A 16,782-nucleotide genomic window follows, 5' to 3' on the forward strand; every position below is an offset into this window, starting at 1 on the left:
TGCGCGGACGGCCGCGCCGCTGCATCAGCGGCGGCGATGGCCGACCCGCACCACGCGCTGCCGATCGAGGCGGCGCTTCCCGATCTCCGACAAGCCCTCGCGGCCCGCAACGCCGCCGTGCTCGTGGCGCCCCCCGGCGCCGGCAAGACCACGCGCGTTCCCCTCGACCTGCTCGACGCCCCCTGGCTCGGCAAGGGCAAGATCGTGCTGCTGGAGCCCCGCCGCCTCGCGGCGCGGGCCGCCGCCGCCCGAATGGCGAAGACGCTGGGCGAGGAGGTCGGCGGCACGGTGGGCCTGCGCGTGCGCCTCGGCTCCAAGATCTCCGCGCGCACCCGGATCGAGGTGGTCACGGAGGGCGTGTTCACCCGGATGATCCTGGACGATCCCGAACTCACCGGCATCGGCGCGGTGCTGTTCGACGAGTTCCACGAACGCTCCCTCGATGCCGATCTCGGCCTCGCCCTGGCCCTCGACGCCCAAGGCGGCCTGCGGGAGGATCTGCGCATCCTCGTCATGTCTGCGACCCTCGACGGGGCGCGGGTGGCGGGGCTCCTGAACGACGCGCCGGTCGTGGCCTCCGAGGGCCGCGCCTTCCCGGTGGAGACCCGCTACCTCGACCGCGATCCGAATCGCAGGATCGAGGACAGCGTCGCGGAAGCGGTGCTGCGGGCGCTGCGGGCCGATCCCGGATCGGTTCTGGTCTTCCTGCCGGGTCAGGCCGAGATTCGCCGCACGGCAGAGGCTCTGGCCGGAAAGGTCGGGCCGGAGGTGATCCTGGCGCCCCTCTACGGCGCGCTCACCCCGGCCGAGCAGGACAGGGCGGTGAGCCCCGCGCCCCCCGGCCAGCGCAAAGTGGTGCTCGCCACCTCCATCGCCGAAACCTCGCTGACCATCGAGGGCGTGCGCATCGTGGTCGATTCCGGCCTCGCGCGGGTGCCGGTCTACGAGCCCGGCCTCGGCCTCACCCGCCTCGTCACCGCGCGGGCCTCGCGGGCGGCGGTGGACCAGCGCCGGGGCCGCGCGGGCCGCACCGAACCCGGCATCTGCTGGCGCCTGTGGGCCGAGGCCGGCAACGGCGCCCTGGAGGCCTTCGCCAAGCCGGAGATCCTGTCGAGCGACCTCGCCGGGTTGCTCCTCGATTGCGCCGCCTGGGGCGTGCCCGACCCGCGCAACCTCGCCTTCCTCGATCCGCCGCCGGCCCCGGCGCTCGCCGAGGCGCGCACCATGCTCGACGGGCTCGGCGCCCTCGATGCCGACGGGCGCCTCACCGAGATCGGCCGGCGCCTGCGCGCCCTGCCGCTGCCGCCCCGCCTCGCGCGGATGGTGGCGACGGCCGCGCAAGACGGACGCGGCCGGGCGGCGGCGAATCTGGCGGCGGTGCTGGTGGAGCGCGGCCTCGGCGGCGATGCCGTCGATCTCGATGAGCGCGTCGAGCGGTTCGCCCGCGACCGGGGCGGCCGGGCGACGGACATGCGCCGCCTCGCGGAGAACTGGGCGCGCATCGCGGGCGCGGGCGGACCGTCCGAGCCCAGCCCGGCGGGGCCGCTCCTGGCGCTGGCCTTTCCGGATCGCGTCGCCCGCGCCAGGGGCCGCGAGGGCGAGTTCGTGATGGCGAGCGGCCGGGCCGGGCGGCTCGATGCCGCGAGCCCGCTGGCGCGCGGACAATACATCGTCGTGGCCGATCTGGCGGGAAGTGCCGCCAACGCGCGTATCCTGGCCGCCGCCGCCATCGCGGCCGAGGAAATCGAGGCCCTGTTCGCGGAGCGGATCGAGGCGGTCACGCAAGTCACGTTCGATTCGCAAGCCGCCTCGCTGCGCGCCCGCTCGGTGCGCCGCCTCGGCGCGGTGAATCTCGGCGAGAAGACCTTGCCCGTTCCGGCCGACGAGGCTTCGGCGGCGATCCTGGCCGAGGGCATCGCCCGGCTCGGGATCGAGCGGTTGCCCTGGACATCGGCCCTTTCGCAATGGCGCGCCCGCGTGAACTTCCTTCACGCGGCTGAAGGCGAGGCGTGGCCGGACCTCTCGGACGCCACGCTCACCGCCACAGCGGGCGAATGGCTCGCGCCGTCGATCGTCGGCCGCACGAGCCTCGGGGCGATCACCGCCGACGACCTCGCCAACGCCCTCCACGGCCTGTTGCCCTGGGAATTGCGCGCCCGCCTCGACACCGCCGCCCCCACCCATGTCGAAGTGCCGACCGGCTCGCGCATCGCCATCGATTACGCCGCCGAGGAGCCCGCCCTGTCGGTGCGGGTGCAGGAGCTGTTCGGCCTCGACAGGCACCCGAGCGCCGGGGGGCGCCCGCTGGTGCTGCACCTGCTCTCGCCGGCCCAGCGCCCGATCCAGATCACCCGCGACCTGCCGGGCTTCTGGCGCGGATCGTGGGCCGCCGTCCGCGCCGAGATGCGCGGGCGCTACCCCCGCCACCCCTGGCCGGAGGATCCCCTGGCCGAGGCGCCGACCCGCCGGGCAAAGCCACGGGGCACCTGAGTCACCCACGAGGATGCGATGACCGACACGACGGAACGCGACGACCCCGCCGCCTCGGGCTGGGTCCATATCGAGGACGAGGGCTTCATCGCCACGGTCGGGCCGCTCTACGTGCGCGATGGCGTCTACGCCTTCCGCGCCTCGCAGAAGCACGCCAACCTCATCGGCGTCGTGCATGGCGGCATGCTGATGAGCTTTGCCGACCGCGCCATGGGCGTGACCGCCATGGCGGCGGCGGACGGGGCGAGCTGCGTGACGATCCAGCTCGAGATGAAGTTCCTCGAGGCGGGCCGGATGGACGATTGGCTCACCTGCGAATCCATTGTCGTGAAGCGCACCGGCTCCCTGGTCTTCATGCGCGGCGAAGTCCGCGACGGCGAACGCCTCGTCGCCACGGCGGATGGCGTGTGGAAGATCCTCCGCAGCCGCAAAGGCTGAGGCTCGCCCATGGTTGAGGCGCCCGCTCGGCGCTATCTTGCAGCGATGAGCGAAGACGCCGCCCCCGATCCGGCCCTCAGCCGCCTGAGCGCGGCCCTCGGCACCCTGCCCAAGCGCGGCCTGCCGCCGGTCGAGCAATGGAACCCGCCCTATTGCGGCGAGATCGACATCCGCATCGCCGCCGACGGGACATGGCACCATAACGGCTCCCCGATCCGCCGGGAGAAGCTCGTCCGCCTGTTCTCGACGATCCTGCGGCGCGAGGAGGACGGACGCACCGTCCTCGTCACCCCCGTGGAAAGCGTCGGCATCGTTGTGGAAGACGCGCCGTTCCTCGCCGTCGAGATGGCGGTGGAGGGCGAGGGGCCGGAGCGCAGCATCGCCTTCCGCACCAACGTCGATGACCTCGTGCGCCTCGATGCCGACCATGCCCTGCGCTTCGAGCAGGATTCGGAGGGCGGGCTGAAGCCCTACCTCCATGTCCGGCGCGGCCTCTGGGCGCTCGTGACCCGCGCCCTGACCTACGACCTCGTGGAGCTCGCCGAGGAGCGTGAGATCGACGGCCAAGCCTGGCTCGGGATCGCGGCCGGGGGCACGTTCCACCGGATCGCTCCGGTGGACCAAGCGTGACCGCAGCCCTCTCCGACTTCCTGGCCCGTGCCGAGGCGGGCCTCTCGCGCGTGCCGCCCGGCCCGGACGATCCGACCTCGAACCCGCGCGGCGACCACAGCATCGATCCGGACGGCGCGGCGGTGATTCCACCCCCGCCCCATCGCCGGGCGGCGGTGCTGCTACCGGTGCTCCACCGTCCCGAGGGCCCCGCCCTCGTGCTGACGCAGCGCGCCAGCGGCTTGCGCGACCATTCCGGCCAAGTCGCCCTGCCGGGGGGCAAGATCGACCCGACCGATCCGGGACCCGCCGAGGCCGCCTTGCGCGAGGCGCAGGAGGAAATCGCCCTGGCGCCGCAGGACGTGCGGGTGCTCGGCTATCTCGACCCCTATCTCTCGGGCACGGGATTCCTCGTCACGCCGGTCATCGGCCTCGCCGCGCCCTCCGCGCCGTTCCGCCCGAACCCCACCGAGGTCGCCGAGGTGTTCGAGGTGCCGCTCTCCTTCCTGATGGACCGGGAGCGGTACGTCCTTCAATCGCGGGAATGGAAGGGGCGGCAGCGCTGGTTCTACGCCTTGCCGTTCGGCGAGCGGCTGATCTGGGGCGTCACCGCCGGCATCCTCAATAACCTGCGCGAGCGGCTTTATCCCGAGGATCCACCGGTTTCCGGCGACAGCGGAGACCGGCCGCGCTAGTCTCGCTTTCGTATCGCAGCCTTTCGCCCCGCGAAACATCCTCAAGCCGACACATCCATGCTTCGCCGCTTCATCGAAGAGTTCGGCCTCTTCCTGATTCCCTTCGGCCTGTTCCTCGTCCTGCTTGTGGTGACGGGGCACAATCCGTTCCGGTTGCACCACTGGACCAGGCAGGGCACGCGGCTCGTCCTGGCCGGGCTGTTCGTGGTGATCGCCTCCCTCGTCTACGAGGGCCTGTTTTCGACCCGCAGCGAAACCGGCTACGTGCCGCCGCATATGGAGAACGGGCGCCTCGTGCCGGGGCAGTTCCGGTGAGCCGCAGCCTCGACACGGCGGGTCCGGCGGCGCTCCTCGCCCGGCCCGGCGTGCGCGCCACCCTCGCCGCCCTTGCCGCGCCCGGTGAGGAGACACGCCTCGTCGGCGGCTGCGTGCGCGATGCGCTGCTGGGCTCGGCGGTCTCCGACATCGACCTCGCGACGACGCTCCGGGCTGAGGCGGTGATGGAGCACGCGCGCCGCGCCGGGCTGAAGGCCGTGCCGACCGGCATCGAGCACGGCACGATCACCGTGGTGACGCCGCAGGAGCCCATCGAGGTCACGACCCTCCGGGAGGATATAGAGACGGACGGGCGCCACGCGGTGGTGCGGTTCGGCGGCGACTTCGCGCAGGACGCCGCCCGGCGCGACTTCACCATCAACGCCCTGTCCCTCGGCGCGGACGGGACGCTGCACGACACGGTGGGGGGTCTGGACGACTTGCGCGCCGGCCGCGTCCGCTTCATCGGCGAGGCGGCGACGCGCATCCGCGAGGACGCCCTGCGCATCCTGCGGTTCTTCCGCTTTCACGCCCGCTTCGCCGAGGCCGAGCCGGATCGGCAGGCGCTCGCCGCCTGCATCGCCGCCCGTGATGCAATCGACGGGTTGTCCCGCGAGCGGGTGCGCAGCGAATTCCTGAAGCTGCTGCTCGCCCCCGGCTGCGTCCCCGTGGTGACGCTGCTGTCCGGGACGGGTCTGTTGCAGCGGATCAGTGGCGGCGTCGCGGAACTGGGGCGCCTCGCCCGCAGCACGGCGGCAGGGCAGGGGGCCACGATGCGGCTCTCGGCGCTGTGCGTGCACGCCGCCCACGACGAGCTGCGCCTGCGCGACAGCCTGCGCCTCTCGAATGCCGAGACGGCGCAATTGGACACCTACGCCGCGCTCCTCGCGACACTCCACGGGCGTGAGGCGCTGGGCCCGAAGGACGTCCGTGCCCTCGCGTCCGTCCATGGCGGACGCATGGTGGCGGAGACGTTGGCGATTCTCGCGGGCGAGCCCCGCCCGCGCCCCGACGAAGCCGCCTTGGCGGAAGCCGCGCGCTTGGCGGACGGGACGAGCGATCCGGTCTTCCCCCTGACCGGCGGTGATCTGATCAAAGAGGGTCTTCCCCCCGGCCGCGCCATCGGAAAGGGCCTCGCGGCGGCGAAGGCCGAATGGCTGGCGCTCGGATGCCCGGAGGATGATGCCGCGCGCCAAGCCCTGCTGGCGCGGGCGCTGAAGGCCGCGCGCCCATAAAAAAACGTCCCCGCCGATTGGACGGGGACGCTACAAAAATCCGACGATGCGGCGAAGCTCAGAGCTTCAGGAGCGCCTTGGTCTCGCGCAGCTGCACGATCTGAGCATTCAGATCCTCGCGCTTCTGCAGATCCTCGGTGGCGTCGTACTGCATCTGGACCGCCTCGATGTCGCGATCGAGGGACGCGGCGTTCAGCTCCTCGATGGGAGCGGCGCGCTCGGCCAGGACCGTTACGCCCTTCGGCCCGATATCGGCGAATCCGCCACGGACGTAGATGCGCTTGCCGGAGCCCTGGCTCTCGGTGACGACGATGACGCCGACCCGAAGGGAGGTGAGGACCGGGGCGTGCCCCGCCATCACGGTCATCTCGCCCTCGATGCCGGGCAACTGAACGGCGTTCACCTCGCCGGAATACAGCGTCCGCTCGGGGCCGACGAAATCGAAGTGGAAGGTGGCCATCGTCTCAGAATTCCCGCCTCAAGCTCTCTTCCCGATCACGGGAAGCGTGGCCCCTCCCCGTGAGCGGGGAGGGGACGACTTGCCGGCTTACGCCGCCTTGAGCTTCTTGGCCTTCTCCTGGGCCTGCTCGATGGTGCCGACCATGTAGAAGGCGGCCTCGGGCAGGTCGTCGTAGTCGCCGTTCACCAGGCCCTTGAAGCCCTTGATGGTGTCCTCGAGCGGCACCTGCACGCCCGGCGAGCCGGTGAACACTTCGGCCACCGTGAAGGGCTGCGAGAAGAAGCGCTCGATCTTGCGGGCGCGGGCCACGGTGAGCTTATCCTCTTCGGACAGCTCGTCCATGCCCAGGATCGCGATGATGTCCTGCAGGGCCTTGTAGCGCTGCAGGGTCTGCTGGACGCGGCGGGCCACGTCGTAATGCTCCTCGCCGAGGATGGCGGGCGAGAGCATGCGCGAGGTGGAGTCCAGCGGATCCACGGCCGGGTAGATGCCCTTCTCGGCGATCGAGCGCGACAGCACGGTCGTGGCGTCGAGGTGGGCGAACGAGGCGGCGGGCGCCGGGTCGGTCAGATCGTCGGCCGGCACGTAGATGGCCTGCACCGAGGTGATCGAGCCCTTGTTGGTGGTGGTGATGCGCTCCTGCAGGGCGCCCATGTCGGTGGCGAGCGTCGGCTGGTAGCCCACCGCCGAGGGGATGCGGCCGAGAAGCGCCGACACCTCGGAACCTGCCTGCGTGAAGCGGAAGATGTTGTCCACGAAGAACAGCACGTCCTGGCCCTCGTCGCGGAACTGCTCCGCGATGGTCAGGCCGGTAAGGGCCACGCGGGAGCGGGCGCCGGGGGACTCGTTCATCTGGCCGTAGACCAGGGCGCACTTGGAGCCTTCGGCCGAGCCGCCATGCTCCTTCGGATCGACGTTCACCTTGGACTCGATCATCTCGTGGTAGAGATCGTTGCCCTCGCGGGTGCGCTCACCGACGCCGGCGAACACCGAGTAGCCGGAGTGCACCTTCGCGATGTTGTTGATCAGCTCCATGATGAGCACGGTCTTGCCGACGCCGGCGCCGCCGAACAGGCCGACCTTGCCGCCCTTGGAGTAGGGGGCCAGCAGGTCCACCACCTTGATGCCGGTGACAAGGATCTGCGCCTCGGTCGACTGGTCGGCGTAGGAGGGGGCCGGCTGGTGGATGGCGCGGTAGGTGTCGCATTGCACCGGGCCGAGCTCGTCGATCGGCTCGCCGATGACGTTCATGATGCGGCCGAGGGTGTTCATGCCCACCGGCACCTTGATCGGCTCGCCGGTATCTGTGCACTCCTGGCCGCGGGTCAGGCCCTCGGACGTGTCCATGGCGATGCAGCGGACGGTGTTCTCACCGAGCTGCTGGGCGACCTCGAGGACGAGGCGGGCGCCGTTGTTCTTGGTCTCCAGGGCGTTCAGGATCTCGGGCAGGTGGCCCTCGAACTGCACGTCGACCACGGGGCCGATGACCTGGGTGATCTTGCCGACCTTGTTCGAGCCGGCGCCGGGGAGTGCGGTGTTCGCCATTGTCTGCCTACCCTTCAATCTGTGCGGACGGTGCCGATACCCTTAGAGGGCCTCGGCGCCGGAGATGATTTCGATGAGCTCCTTGGTGATCATCGCCTGACGGGTCCGGTTGTAGACCAGCGTCTGCTTCTTGATCATCTCCCCCGCGTTGCGGGTGGCGGAATCCATCGCGCTCATGCGGGCGCCCTGCTCGGAGGCGGCGTTCTCCAGGAGCGCCCGGTACACCTGCACCGCGAGGTTCTGCGGCAGCAGGGTCTCCAGGATCGCTTCCTCGGAGGGCTCGAACTCCAGCGCGGCGTTGCCACCGGGCTTGGCCGTCGTCTCAGTCGTGGCCGGAAGCTCGGCCGGGATGAGGCGCTGCGCGGTCGGGATCTGCGAGATCACCGAGCGGAACTCGGCGAAGAACAGCGTCGCCACGTCGAACTCACCCGCATCGAAGCGCGCGACGATCTTCTGCGCGATCTCGGAGGCGAAGGCGTAATCCACCGGCTTGTTGCCGCGGATGTCCATGCTCTCCACGATCTGGTCGCGGTACTGGCGGCGCAGGAGGTCGAGACCCTTCTTGCCGACGGTCATGAACTTGACCGTCTTGCCTTCGGCCTGAAGCTTCAGGGCATGCTCGCGGATGGCGAGGCGGACGATCGAGGAATTGAACGCGCCGCAGAGGCCGCGATCGCCCGTGCAGACGACGAGCAGGTGCACCTGCTCCGCGCCGGTGCCCGAGAGGAGCTTCGGCGCGTTGTTCCCGCCGATCATGTTGCCGGCGAGGTTGCCCAGCACGCCGGACATCTTCTCGGCGAAGGGGCGGCCTGCCTCGGCGGCCATCTGGGCGCGGCGCAGCTTGGCCGCGGCGACCATCTGCATGGCCTTGGTGATCTTCTGCGTCGCCTTCACCGAGGTGATGCGGTTCCGCAGGTCCTTCAAGCTCGCCATCGAGTGAGGTCCAGGTCCGTTCCTAGGGGCCTCTCCTCCCTCGCGGAGGGAGGAGGCGGATCGTGCCCGCCCCGGTCAGGCGAGCGCAAACCTGATCCCGGGCGATCCCGGGATCAGAGGGTCTTGGGTCAGGCGACCGACTTGGCCACGCTCTCGACGACGCTCTTCAGCTTGCCGGCGTTCTCGTCCGAGAGGTCCTTCGAGGCGGCGATCGAATCGAGCAGGTCCTTGTGCTTGCTGCGCAGGGTGCTGAGCAGCTGCTCCTCGAACGGGCGCACCTTCGCGAGGGGCATCTTGTCGAGGTAGCCGTTCACGCCAGCGTAGATCACCGCGACCTGCTCTTCCATCTTCAGCGGCGAGAATTGCGGCTGCTTCAGGAGCTCGGTGAGGCGCGAGCCACGGTTCAGCAGCTGCTGGGTCGAGGCGTCGAGATCGGAGCCGAACTGCGCGAAGGCCGCCATCTCGCGGTACTGCGCCAGCTCGCCCTTGATCTTGCCGGCGACCTTCTTCATCGCCTTGGTCTGGGCCGAGGAGCCCACCCGCGACACCGAGAGGCCGACGTTCACCGCCGGGCGGATGCCCTGGTAGAACAGGTCGGTCTCTAGAAAGATCTGGCCGTCGGTGATCGAGATCACGTTGGTCGGGATGTAGGCCGAGACGTCGTTGGCCTGGGTCTCGATGACCGGCAGGGCGGTCAGCGAGCCGTTGCCGGCGGCGTCGCCCATCTTGGCGGCGCGCTCGAGCAGGCGGCTGTGGAGGTAGAACACGTCGCCCGGGTAGGCCTCGCGGCCCGGCGGGCGGCGCAGCAGCAGGGACATCTGGCGGTAGGCGACGGCCTGCTTGGACAGATCGTCGTACACGATCACGGCGTGCATGCCGTTGTCGCGGAAGTACTCGCCCATGGCGCAGCCGGCGAACGGGGCGATGAACTGCATCGGCGCGGCGTCCGAGGCGGTGGCGGCGATGACGATGGAATATTCCAGGGCGCCCTGGTCCTCGAGGACCTTCACGAACTGGGCCACCGTCGAGCGCTTCTGGCCGATGGCGACGTAGATGCAGAACAGCTTCGACTTTTCGTCGCCGCCCGCCGTATGACCCGGCTTCTGGTTCAGGATCGTGTCGAGGGCGATGGCGGTCTTGCCGGTCTGGCGGTCGCCGATGATCAGCTCGCGCTGGCCACGGCCGACCGGGATCAGGGCGTCGATGGCCTTTAGGCCCGTTGCCATTGGCTCATGCACCGACTTGCGCGGGATGATGCCCGGCGCCTTCACGTCGACGCGGCGACGCTCGGTGGACTGGATCGGGCCCTTGCCGTCGATCGGGTTGCCGAGGGCGTCAACGACGCGGCCGAGCAGGCCCTTGCCGACCGGCACGTCCACGATGGAGCCGGTGCGCTTGACGGTCTGGCCTTCCTTGATCTCACGGTCGGAGCCGAAGATCACGATGCCGACGTTGTCCTGCTCGAGGTTCAGGGCCATGCCCCGGACGCCCGACTCGAACTCGACCATCTCACCGGCCTGAACGTTATCGAGGCCGTAGGCGCGGGCGATGCCGTCACCGACGGAGAGAACCTGACCGACCTCGGAGACTTCGGCTTCCTCACCGAAGTTCTTGATCTGGTCCTTGAGGATCGCGGAGATCTCGGCGGCGCGGATGTCCATGCTCGTGCCCCTGTGGCTTTAGCGTCTGTCGAATTGCGGGTCGCGGGGTGGTGGCGCGCTTAGCGCGCAGCCCTCATCGCGAGGCGGATACCGTTGAGCTTGGTCTTGAGCGAGGCGTCGACCATGCGGGAGCCCATCTTCACGACGAGGCCGCCGATCAGGCTCGGATCGACCACGAGGTCGATGTCGACATCGGCCTTCGCGACGTCCTTCAGCGACGCCTTGATCTCCTCGATCAGCGCATCGGAGGGCTTCTCGGCGACACGCACCTCGGCGCGGACGATGCCCTTCGAATCCTGAACCAGCGAGCGGAAGGCGGCGATCATGCCCGGCAGGGCGAAGAGCCGGCGGTTCGCGGCCGCGAGGCGGATGAAGTTCGCGGCGAGCCCGGTGATGCCGGCCTTTTCCAGGATGGCGCTGATCGCGGCTTCCTGCTGCTCGGCGCTGAAGACCGGGCTGCGCACGAGGCGGCGGAGATCCGCGCTCTCCTTGAGCAACCCGTCGAATTGATTGAGGGCCTCGGCCACCGCGTCAAGCTGGCGCTCGTCCCGCGCGAGCTCGAAGAGGGCGGAAGCGTACCGGCCCGACACGCCTGCGACCAGGGGACCAGCCTCGGAACCGTTCTGCGCCACCCGTCGCTCTCTTCTCTCGTTGCCCGCGTGGCCGGGTGTTTGAAGCCCGTCCGCGCGCTGCGCAAGACCTTTCGGCCCTGGGCAATGGTTTTTGGATCGCGCCGGGATCGGACAGGACTTCCATCACCCCCGTCCGGCGCGGCGACCGCCTAGCATGGCTCAGCGGATGGGCGCAAGGCGACGCTGGCGGCTGCGCGACAGGGCGGCAGAAGTGTGACGACGGGTTTTACGTTGTTTTCAACACGCCAGCCGGTCGCAACGGCGGGTGCTGGCGATCATCTTGGCCATCGCTTTCGCGCCGGGATGGCCGAGGATGCCGGAATTGCCGAGGACGTAGGAGGGCGTCGCGTAGAGCCCGAGATCGGCCGCCATCCGCATGTGGCTGCGCAGGGCGAGGCGCACCTCGTCGCTGTCGGCGATCTCCTCGATCTCGGCCTGCGGCACGCCGAGGGCCGTCGCGGCGGTCAGCGCGCCGGGGCCGTCGATGCGGCCGGGCTTCGACAGGAGCGTCCGGTAGAAGCCGAACGCCGCCGCCGAGCCGAGCTTGCGCTGCACGGCGAGCGTCACCTTGGCGGCCTGCGCCGATTCCGGGGACAGAATCGGGTTGTGGACGAGGCCGATGCGCAGGGTCGAATCGGTTTCGTGCAGGGCGACCACGTCGGCAGCGGCCTTCCGGCACCAGGGGCAATTGAAATCGAAGAACTCGTAGAGGACCGTTTCGCCGTCCTTCGGCCCGGCATAGGTCACGCCGCGCAGGGCGGGGATCTGCCCGGTGATCTCGCCGGGGAGGATCGAGTTAGCCACCGCCTTCCCGTCATCGCCCGTGACGGCGACGCGCTGGCCGTAGGATTGTGCGGCGGCCGGGCCCGCGAGGGCGAGGCCGGCGGAGGCCGCGAGGAGGCGGCGACGGGTCATCATCATGGCTGCGGAACCGAGCGGCGTCAGATGGCGCATTTATGGCCATCGGCCGGTTCGCATCACCTTAAGCCGGGCGGCCGGTCGCCGCTGGCCCAGGCCAAAGCCTGTTCGAGGCGGTCGTTGCCCCAGAACAATTCGCCATCGTCGGTCAGGAAGGTCGGCGCCCCGTAGATGCCGCGCGAGCGGGCCTCCTCCACGCTGACGCGGAGCTTCGTCTTGTTCGTGTCGGAGGCGGCGGCCTTCAGGACCTGCGTCCCGTCGAGGCCGAGCGAATCGAGGATCGCGACCACGGCCGCCGGCTCGGAGATGGAGCGCCCCTGCGAAAAGCTCGCGGAGAACACCGCCTTCGAGAACGGCACCAGCCAGTCCTGATCCTGCCCGAAGATCGCCACCCGCACCGCGTTCAGGCTGTTCTGCGGGAAAGGGTCGGGCTTGGTGATCGGCGGCAATCCGTAGGTCGCCGCCTGGCGTTCGAGGTCGCGCCACATGTTGCGGCCCTTGGCCGGGAACAGGTTGAACGGCGACGTCGTCCAACCCTGCGAGGCGAAGAGCGGGCCGACGAGAAACGGTCGCCAGCGCACGCTCACCTCGGCCTTCTCCGCCGCCGCCTCGATGCGCTGTGCCGCGAGGTGCGAATAGGTCGAGGCAAATTCGTACCAGAACTCCAACACGGGCTGGCGCGCCATCTGTTCGGCCTCTCGGTGTGCGTCTCAAGGGTATCGCTCTGGCCAAGTTGGGCCGTCGACGCCAGGGCTCAAGGCGTCCGGCGTGTCGATTCGCGCCCATCCTCACAGGGGCATACGCTCAAGACGGCATGCCGGTTGCAGGCGCGTGTCGCCCGCGATAAGCCGCCGCGATCCACGCCCTCCCGTTACCGGACGTCGCATGACCGATCCCGCCAAGCCTGCCGTGAAGAAGGTCGTGCTCGCCTATTCGGGCGGCCTCGACACCTCCATCATCCTGAAGTGGCTGCAAACCACCTATGGCTGCGAGGTGGTGACGTTCACCGCCGATCTCGGCCAAGGCGAGGAGCTCGAGCCCGCCCGCCGCAAGGCCGAGCTGCTCGGCATCAAGCCGGAGAACATCTACATCGAGGACCTCCGCGAGGAGTTCGTCCGCGATTACGTGTTCCCGATGTTCCGGGCGAACGCGGTCTACGAGGGCGTCTACCTCCTCGGCACCTCCATCGCCCGGCCGCTCATCGCCAAGAAGCAGATCGAGATCGCCGAGCGCGTCGGCGCCGATGCCGTCTGCCACGGCGCCACCGGCAAGGGGAACGATCAGGTCCGGTTCGAACTCGGCTACTACGCCCTGAAGCCCGACGTGATCGTCATTGCCCCCTGGCGCGAGTGGGACCTGCGCTCCCGCGAGCAGCTGATCGCCTTCGCCGAGCAGCACCAGATCCCGATCGCCAAGGACAAGCGCGGCGAGAGCCCGTTCTCGGTGGATGCGAACCTGCTCCACGCCTCCTCCGAGGGGAAGGTGCTGGAGGATCCGGCCGTCGAGGTGCCGGATTACGTCTACTCGCGCACGCTTTCACCGGAGGAAGCGCCCGACCAGCCGACCATCGTCACCATCGGCTTCGAGCGGGGCGATGCCGTCTCCATCGACGGCGAGGCGATGTCGCCCGCCACGCTGCTCGCCAAGCTCAACGAATTGGGCCGCGCGAACGGCATCGGGCGCCTCGACCTCGTGGAGAACCGCTTCGTCGGCATGAAGAGCCGCGGCATGTACGAGACGCCCGGCGGCACGATCCTGCTGCCGGCGCACCGGGCCATCGAATCGATCACCCTGGATCGCGGCGCGGCGCATCTGAAGGACCAGCTGATGCCGCAATACGCGGAGCTGATCTACAACGGCTTCTGGTTCTCGCCGGAGCGGGAGATGATCCAGGCGCTCATCGACAAGAGCCAGGAGAAGGTCACCGGCACCGTGCGGCTGAAGCTCTACAAGGGCGGCATCCACGTTATCGGCCGGGAAAGCCCGCACTCCCTCTACGATCAGGACCTCGTGACCTTCGAGGAGGGCGCCGTGGCCTACGACCACCGCGACGCGGCGGGCTTCATCAAGCTCAACGCCCTGCGCCTGCGTACCTTGGCCCAGCGCAAGAAGCGCGAGGGCTGATCACCGCCGCAGGCAGGCGGCCAGACCCTCCGTCCGCCCCATCATCCCCTGGATGCGCGCCGCCCGTCGGCGCACGCCGGGGGAGGGGCGGCCGGCGCTGCGCAGGATCGGGTTCGGCAGCACGGCGGCGAGCAGGGCCGCCTCCTGGCGGGTGAGGTCGGCGGCGTCCTTGTGGAACCAGTAGCGGCTCGCCGCCTGCGCCCCGTAGATGCCGTCCCCCCACTCGGCGACGTTGAGGTAGATCTCCATCATCCGCCGCTTGCCCCACAGGGTGTCGAGGGCGAGCGCCAGCGGGATCTCGACCGCCTTGCGGATGTAGGACCGCCCCGGCCACAGGAACACGTTCTTCACCGTCTGCATGGCGATGGTCGACGCGCCGCGCGAGGGGGAATCCTCGTCCTCCACGACATCGCGGATGGCGCCGAAATCGACGCCGTGGTCGAGGCAGAAGCGCTGATCCTCGGACGTGAGCACCGCGAGTTGCAGGGCGGGCGCGATCCGCGCCAGGGGGACGGCCTGCCGGTCCACCGGTTGCAGCGTCAACCAACGGCCAAGCATGAGAGTCGACGGCGGCGTCACCGCGCTATAGACGAGCGCCAACGTGAGCACGATGACGACAATTAGCGCGGGCACCAGCAGCAGCAGCCCGACCAGCCGCCGCAACGGCGCCGCCCGTCGCGGCCGGGCGAGCGGTCGCCCCGGTTGCGCCTCCTCCAACAGCCTTTCGGCCCTGATCTTTTCCTCCCTCACGCCGATGCTCGACTCACTCCGCACGGCCAGATCCGGACGCGACGCCCGATGAACCCGAACCCCTCAACGCCCTCGGACGCCCGTCCGGTCAAGGCGAACTCTTCCGCGAACGACTTTTCCCACAGGCTCGCGCAGGTTGCGCAGCAAGTGGAAGACTTCCTTGTGGAGCGGCTGGGCGAGGAAACCGGTCCCGGCGAGATCACCCGCCCGCCGCGCCTGATGGAGGCGATGCGCCACGCGGTGCTCGGCGGCGGCAAGCGTCTGCGGCCCTTCCTCGCCATCGAGACGGCGAAGATGCTCGGCGGGGCCGAGGCGGCGGCGCTGGCGGCCGGCGCGGGCGTCGAGCTGGTGCATTGCTACTCCCTCGTCCACGACGACCTGCCGGCGATGGACAACGACGACATGCGCCGGGGCAAGCCCACGGTGCACAAGGCCTACGACGAGGCGACCGCGATCCTCGTCGGCGACGCCCTTCAGACGCTGGCCTTCGAGGTGGTGGCCGATCCGGCGTGGCAGCCTAATCCGGCGATCCGCGCCGACCTGGTCCTCGGTCTCGCCCGCGCGTCGGGCCTCGGCGGCATGGTCGGCGGACAGTTGCTCGATCTCACGGCCGAGGGCCGCTTCGGCGCCGTGAACCTCGACGTGGACGACACCCTGCGGATGCAGGCGATGAAAACCGGCGCGATCCTGGCCTTCTCGGTGGAAGCCGGCGCCCTGGTCGGCGGGGCCGACACGGCGCAGCGCGCCGCCCTGCTGCGCTATGGCCACGCCCTGGGCCAGGCCTTCCAGATCGCCGACGATATCCTCGACCGCGAGGCCTCACCCGAGGCGATGGGCAAGGCGACCGGCAAGGACAAGGATGCCGGCAAGGCGACCCTGGTGGACCGCCTCGGCCTGGATGGCGCCCGCGCGGAGTGCGACCGCTTGGTGGCGGTCTGCGAGGATGCGGTGTCCCAGTGGGGCGAGGGCGCCCGCGTCCTGCGCGACGCGGCGCGGTTCACCGTGGCGCGGAAGACCTGAGGGTCGACCTCCCCGCGCGCTGTCGTCATTGCGAGCGCAGCGAAGCAATCCAGGGATCCGCCACGGTTCGGAACCGTCCCGCTGCCCTGAATCGCGTCACTTTGTTCGCGATGACGGGTATCGTTCACCCCCGCCCGACGAACGGCATCTTCGTCGCCATCACGGTCATGAACTGCACGTTCGCCTCGATGGGCAGGTTGGCCATCATCAGGATGGCGTCTCCGACGTGCAGCGGGTCCATCACGGCCTCGGCGCGGACGCTCCCATCGGCCTGCGGGACACCCTGTTTCATCCGGCCGCCCATTGCCGTGTCGGCGTTGCCGATGTCGATCTGGCCGCAGGCGATGTCGTAGGCGCGGCCATCGAGCGAGGTCGACTTGGTGATGCCCGTCACCGCGTGCTTGGTCGCCGTGTAGGCGATGGAGTTCGGGCGTGGGGCATGGGCCGAGATCGAGCCGTTGTTGATGATGCGTCCGCCGCGTGGGGTCTGATCGCGCATGATGCGGAACGCGTGCTGCGTGCACAGGAAGATCGCGGTCAGGTTCGTGTCCACGACCTGGCGCCATGATTCCAGCGGCAGATCCTCCAGCGGTACGGCGGGTGCGCCGATCCCGGCATTGTTGAACAGCATGTCGAGCCGGCCGAAGCGCTCGACCGTGGCGTCGAACAGACCCTTGATCGAGGCAGGATCGGTGACGTCGGTCGGGACGACGAGGGCGTTCTCTGTGCCGATCAACCCGGCGACCTCTTCCAGGGGCTCGCGGCGGCGCCCGGAGAGCACGACTTTCCAGCCGGCGCCGGCCAGTGCGACGCAAGCTGCCTTACCGACGCCGGTGCCCGCGCCCGTCACGATCGCGATTTTGCCCGTTGCGCTCATTCCGTCCTCCCGGTTCTCGTTATGGACTGGCTGTAGAGCGAGCCTTGCGCGGCACGCAATCGCCTGGAGTCGCGAACGGT

At 69.6% G+C, this 16,782-nt stretch carries 17 protein-coding genes; 8 read left to right on the top strand and 9 right to left on the bottom strand.

The genetic code is table 11. The annotated features are described in order from the left end of the window. The first annotated feature begins 36 nt into the window (after window positions 1-36). Genes hrpB through ACS5Q7_RS17675 form a run of 6 tightly spaced genes read left to right on the top strand, consistent with a single transcriptional unit; the run spans window position 37 to window position 5,782 of the window. The gene (hrpB, locus tag ACS5Q7_RS17650; RefSeq protein WP_478340581.1) at window positions 37-2,490 is read left to right on the top strand and encodes an ATP-dependent helicase HrpB; all 2,454 of its coding nucleotides are present in this window, start codon (window positions 37-39) and stop codon (window positions 2,488-2,490) included. 18 nt (window positions 2,491-2,508) lie between these two features. Next, window positions 2,509-2,928: a PaaI family thioesterase gene (locus ACS5Q7_RS17655; RefSeq protein WP_478340582.1), complete on the top strand. Its 420-nt coding sequence runs from the start codon at window positions 2,509-2,511 to the stop codon at window positions 2,926-2,928. A 45-nt stretch (window positions 2,929-2,973) separates the two neighbouring features. Further along, window positions 2,974-3,558, top strand: coding sequence for a DUF1285 domain-containing protein (locus tag ACS5Q7_RS17660; protein ID WP_478340583.1), 585 nt, complete (start codon window positions 2,974-2,976; stop codon window positions 3,556-3,558). Next, complete coding sequence (locus ACS5Q7_RS17665; RefSeq protein WP_478340584.1) at window positions 3,555-4,232, top strand: CoA pyrophosphatase; 678 nt, start codon at window positions 3,555-3,557, stop codon at window positions 4,230-4,232. The genes ACS5Q7_RS17660 and ACS5Q7_RS17665 overlap by 4 nt, the downstream gene beginning before the upstream one ends. Window positions 4,233-4,289: 57 nt before the next feature. Next, on the top strand, window positions 4,290-4,547 hold the full coding sequence (locus ACS5Q7_RS17670) for a DUF6111 family protein (RefSeq protein WP_243957530.1): 258 nt from the start codon (window positions 4,290-4,292) through the stop codon (window positions 4,545-4,547). Continuing rightward, window positions 4,544-5,782, top strand: a complete 1,239-nt coding sequence (locus ACS5Q7_RS17675; RefSeq protein WP_478340585.1) for a CCA tRNA nucleotidyltransferase — start codon at window positions 4,544-4,546, stop codon at window positions 5,780-5,782. The genes ACS5Q7_RS17670 and ACS5Q7_RS17675 overlap by 4 nt, the downstream gene beginning before the upstream one ends. A 58-nt stretch (window positions 5,783-5,840) precedes the next feature. Here ACS5Q7_RS17675 and ACS5Q7_RS17680 read toward each other — a convergent pair whose 3' ends face one another. The 7 genes from ACS5Q7_RS17680 to ACS5Q7_RS17710 form a co-directional block, all read right to left on the bottom strand. After that, window positions 5,841-6,242, bottom strand: coding sequence for a F0F1 ATP synthase subunit epsilon (locus ACS5Q7_RS17680; RefSeq protein ID WP_478340586.1), 402 nt, complete (start codon window positions 6,240-6,242; stop codon window positions 5,841-5,843). Window positions 6,243-6,329: 87 nt separating this feature from the next. Beyond that, complete coding sequence (atpD, locus tag ACS5Q7_RS17685) at window positions 6,330-7,787, bottom strand: F0F1 ATP synthase subunit beta (RefSeq protein WP_243957524.1); 1,458 nt, start codon at window positions 7,785-7,787, stop codon at window positions 6,330-6,332. Between the two features lie 42 nt (window positions 7,788-7,829). Continuing rightward, window positions 7,830-8,720, bottom strand: coding sequence for a F0F1 ATP synthase subunit gamma (locus tag ACS5Q7_RS17690; protein WP_478340587.1), 891 nt, complete (start codon window positions 8,718-8,720; stop codon window positions 7,830-7,832). Between the two features lie 128 nt (window positions 8,721-8,848). After that, window positions 8,849-10,381 (bottom strand): F0F1 ATP synthase subunit alpha, encoded by a 1,533-nt coding sequence (gene atpA, locus ACS5Q7_RS17695; protein ID WP_478340588.1) that lies wholly within the window; start codon window positions 10,379-10,381, stop codon window positions 8,849-8,851. 59 nt (window positions 10,382-10,440) lie between these two features. Further along, window positions 10,441-11,013 carry a F0F1 ATP synthase subunit delta gene (locus tag ACS5Q7_RS17700; RefSeq protein WP_243957510.1) on the bottom strand — a complete coding sequence of 191 codons (573 nt, stop codon included), beginning with the start codon at window positions 11,011-11,013 and terminating at the stop codon, window positions 10,441-10,443. A 237-nt stretch (window positions 11,014-11,250) separates the two neighbouring features. Beyond that, the gene (locus ACS5Q7_RS17705) at window positions 11,251-11,934 is read right to left on the bottom strand and encodes a DsbA family protein (protein ID WP_478340589.1); all 684 of its coding nucleotides are present in this window, start codon (window positions 11,932-11,934) and stop codon (window positions 11,251-11,253) included. 56 nt (window positions 11,935-11,990) lie between these two features. Continuing rightward, window positions 11,991-12,617: a DsbA family protein gene (locus ACS5Q7_RS17710; protein WP_478340590.1), complete on the bottom strand. Its 627-nt coding sequence runs from the start codon at window positions 12,615-12,617 to the stop codon at window positions 11,991-11,993. Between the two features lie 199 nt (window positions 12,618-12,816). On the opposite strand from ACS5Q7_RS17710, the gene ACS5Q7_RS17715 reads away from it, so the two are divergent. Beyond that, the gene (locus tag ACS5Q7_RS17715; protein WP_478340591.1) at window positions 12,817-14,055 is read left to right on the top strand and encodes an argininosuccinate synthase; all 1,239 of its coding nucleotides are present in this window, start codon (window positions 12,817-12,819) and stop codon (window positions 14,053-14,055) included. Here the strand turns inward: ACS5Q7_RS17715 and mtgA are convergent, their stop codons facing one another. Continuing rightward, complete coding sequence (gene mtgA / locus ACS5Q7_RS17720) at window positions 14,056-14,811, bottom strand: monofunctional biosynthetic peptidoglycan transglycosylase (protein WP_478340821.1); 756 nt, start codon at window positions 14,809-14,811, stop codon at window positions 14,056-14,058. Between the two features lie 42 nt (window positions 14,812-14,853). Here mtgA and ACS5Q7_RS17725 point away from each other — a divergent pair, with 42 nt between their 5' ends. Continuing rightward, window positions 14,854-15,825: a polyprenyl synthetase family protein gene (locus ACS5Q7_RS17725; RefSeq protein WP_478340592.1), complete on the top strand. Its 972-nt coding sequence runs from the start codon at window positions 14,854-14,856 to the stop codon at window positions 15,823-15,825. A gap of 124 nt (window positions 15,826-15,949) precedes the next feature. Here ACS5Q7_RS17725 and ACS5Q7_RS17730 read toward each other — a convergent pair whose 3' ends face one another. Next, entirely contained in the window at window positions 15,950-16,702 is a 753-nt protein-coding gene (locus ACS5Q7_RS17730) for an SDR family oxidoreductase (protein ID WP_478340593.1), read from the bottom strand. Window positions 16,703-16,782: the final 80 nt, after the last annotated feature.

The organism is Methylobacterium sp. Gmos3, from assembly GCF_056430985.1.

Bases quoted from the DNA above. Each gene is read 5' to 3' on its own strand.
- ACS5Q7_RS17710 (WP_478340590.1), bottom strand. From the start codon at position 12,617: ATGGCGCGCCAGCCCGTGTTGGAGTTCTGGTACGAATTTGCCTCGACC.
- ACS5Q7_RS17655 (WP_478340582.1), top strand. From the start codon at position 2,509: ATGACCGACACGACGGAACGCGACGACCCCGCCGCCTCGGGCTGGGTC.
- ACS5Q7_RS17670 (WP_243957530.1), top strand. From the start codon at position 4,290: ATGCTTCGCCGCTTCATCGAAGAGTTCGGCCTCTTCCTGATTCCCTTC.
- ACS5Q7_RS17690 (WP_478340587.1), bottom strand. From the start codon at position 8,720: ATGGCGAGCTTGAAGGACCTGCGGAACCGCATCACCTCGGTGAAGGCG.
- ACS5Q7_RS17705 (WP_478340589.1), bottom strand. From the start codon at position 11,934: ATGATGATGACCCGTCGCCGCCTCCTCGCGGCCTCCGCCGGCCTCGCC.
- atpD (WP_243957524.1), bottom strand. From the start codon at position 7,787: ATGGCGAACACCGCACTCCCCGGCGCCGGCTCGAACAAGGTCGGCAAG.
- ACS5Q7_RS17725 (WP_478340592.1), top strand. From the start codon at position 14,854: ATGAACCCGAACCCCTCAACGCCCTCGGACGCCCGTCCGGTCAAGGCG.
- ACS5Q7_RS17715 (WP_478340591.1), top strand. From the start codon at position 12,817: ATGACCGATCCCGCCAAGCCTGCCGTGAAGAAGGTCGTGCTCGCCTAT.
- ACS5Q7_RS17730 (WP_478340593.1), bottom strand. From the start codon at position 16,702: ATGAGCGCAACGGGCAAAATCGCGATCGTGACGGGCGCGGGCACCGGC.
- ACS5Q7_RS17680 (WP_478340586.1), bottom strand. From the start codon at position 6,242: ATGGCCACCTTCCACTTCGATTTCGTCGGCCCCGAGCGGACGCTGTAT.
- hrpB (WP_478340581.1), top strand. From the start codon at position 37: ATGGCCGACCCGCACCACGCGCTGCCGATCGAGGCGGCGCTTCCCGAT.
- atpA (WP_478340588.1), bottom strand. From the start codon at position 10,381: ATGGACATCCGCGCCGCCGAGATCTCCGCGATCCTCAAGGACCAGATC.
- ACS5Q7_RS17660 (WP_478340583.1), top strand. From the start codon at position 2,974: ATGAGCGAAGACGCCGCCCCCGATCCGGCCCTCAGCCGCCTGAGCGCG.